This window comes from Allosphingosinicella sp. (assembly GCF_036403745.1).
Taxonomy (GTDB): Bacteria; Pseudomonadota; Alphaproteobacteria; order Sphingomonadales; family Sphingomonadaceae; genus Allosphingosinicella.
Genome location: NZ_DASWQI010000089.1, coordinates 1 through 1673 on the forward strand (window position 1 = coordinate 1; position 1673 = coordinate 1673).

General features: G+C 63.4%; 2 protein-coding genes. One reads left to right on the forward strand and one right to left on the reverse strand.

Annotated elements, in window-relative coordinates:
* On the forward strand, positions 1 to 262 hold a 262-nt coding region (locus tag VGC56_RS17195), incomplete at its 5' end, for a hypothetical protein (protein ID WP_464126861.1).
* Here VGC56_RS17195 and VGC56_RS17200 read toward each other — a convergent pair.
* Positions 238 to 1455, reverse strand: a complete 1218-nt coding sequence (locus tag VGC56_RS17200; protein WP_464126863.1) for an IS256 family transposase — start codon at positions 1453 to 1455, stop codon at positions 238 to 240. The two genes, VGC56_RS17195 and VGC56_RS17200, sit on opposite strands and share 25 nt — an antisense overlap.
* Between the last annotated feature and the right edge of the window lie 218 nt (positions 1456 to 1673).

Genomic DNA, 1673 nt, shown 5'->3' on the forward strand with positions numbered 1-1673 from the left:
GGTCTCGTCGAACGGCAAAAGCGGGACCTTCGAAGGACGCTTCTATTCGCATGTCGTTCAAAAAATCGAGGACCTCGAAACGGCCGATGGGATGAAGTCGTACATCGACGGCACGACCGAGCGTTGCGTGGCCTTTGGCCATTATTCCGAGAGTAGCGGGGCCGAAAAAGAGGGTTCTGTCGCGAATGATGTGGAAATTCGGGCGCGGCGACATCTCCGGCGGATGAGGTTATCGGGTCAGGCGGCCAGGTCAATGCATTGAGGAATGAGCTTCTCGGGGAGCGTTTGCCAACCGTCGACCTTGCGCATGGTGATCTGGCCCGAAGCGAGCAAGGCCCAGAACAACATCGCCGCGGTTTCAGCTGAGGGCAGCACGGTTTGGGTCTTAATCCGCCGCTTGAATTCCTGGTGGAGTCGCTCAATCGCGTTCGTGGTCCGCGCCGATTTCCATTGGCTTTCCGGCAAGCGGGTGAAGGTGAACAGCCGCTCGCCCGCTTCTTGCAAGCTGTCGGCAACGGCGCGGCATTTCAGCCGCCATTTGCGAATGAACGACTTGCGGCGCGTTTCGATCTCCTTTGCCGTCTTTGCGTAAATCATGTCGTTGTAGTCGGCGGAGATCTCCTCGTGCAGCGCATCAGGCGCGTGCGCCAGTAAATTGCGGTGTTTGTGCACCGTGCAGCGTTGGGTCGGCACTTCAGGCCACAGCGCGGCAAGCGCCTTCTCCAGCCCGGCGGCCCCATCAATGATCAGGAATTCGGGGCTCCGCAGGCCGCGCGCGACGAGATCATCGAGCACGCCGCGCCAGGCGGCTTCGCTCTCACCCCCCATATTGCGCACCGCCAGCAAAATCTTCTGCCCGTCACGACCAACGCCGAGCACGACCAGGAGCGAGATGTTGGTGGCCTTGCGGTCGAGCCGCACACGCACCACGCTGCCGTCGAGAATTAGCCGGACGATGTCCTCTTGCGCGAGGTTGCGCCGCGTCCAGGCTTCCCAATCGGTCTTCACCTTGCGCCAGACCCGGCTGACCACGTCCTTGCCGATCGACCCCTTGAACAGCGCCCCGAGCGCCCGCTTCACCCGCCGAGTGTTGGTGCCGGCGAGGTAGGCCGATGCAATCAGCGCCTCGACTTGCCGGGTCATCCGCGCGTAGCGCGGCAACACGGCGCTCTGCCATTCCCGGTTCGGGCCATCGGGAGCGAACAGCCGGGCGCGGGGAACTACGATCTCGACCGGACCGAACGAGCCAAGCAGCCGCCGCGACCGCGTGCCGTTCCGATAGCCCGCAGACGCGCCCCGCTGGTAGCGGCTGCGTCCCAGGGCAGCCGTCGCTTCCTGCTCGACCATCTCCTCCAGAAAGCCCCGGATCCGCTCCCGCAGCTCGGCCTCGATCGGGTCGAACCAAGCCTCCCCAGAAAAGAGCGGCGTCGCGTCCGTCGTGCTATTCTTTTCCATGGCGTGATCTCCGCCGGCGCGCCAACGCCGGTTGCGAGTCGTTGACCTACTCGGAGATTACGCCACCCCTTTTCCACCACTTTCGCTACGGCACCGGAAGACCGAGGTGATCAGCGACATCGTTGAGGCTCCTCGGCGGCTGGATGTTCCCTCCAGCATGCTAGGCGCCCGGCCATCTCCAGCAGGAAACTCGCGATGCGCTCGGCGGCTGTTTTTCG